Genomic DNA, 253 nt, shown 5'->3' on the forward strand with positions numbered 1-253 from the left:
GCGGAAGCTGTCGCCCATGCCTTTTTTCTTGAACCGTGGAAAGTCGGCACGCTTATCGAAAAAGTTTTTGTAGGCACGCTCAAGGTCTTTGAGTGATTGCTGCAAAACTTGCGAATGTGTTTCTTTAAGCCAAGCGGTTTCCGGTTGAGTTTTCCAAGTGGTGAGTTCTTTGCACAACCCGGCATAGCCCAGCTTCTTTTCGCCGCCCTCGTAGATGGCCTTCTGCATTGCAAGCGCCTTGTTGAACACGAAA

At 49.4% G+C, this 253-nt stretch carries 1 pseudogene; it reads right to left on the reverse strand.

The annotated features are described in order from the left end of the window. A pseudogene (locus tag IV91_RS0115305) lies at positions 1-253 on the reverse strand (RNA-guided endonuclease InsQ/TnpB family protein); the annotation flags it as partial.

Origin of the sequence: Ferrovum myxofaciens (genome assembly GCF_000735045.1) — a bacterium.
Classification (GTDB): domain Bacteria; phylum Pseudomonadota; class Gammaproteobacteria; order Burkholderiales; family Ferrovaceae; genus Ferrovum; species Ferrovum myxofaciens.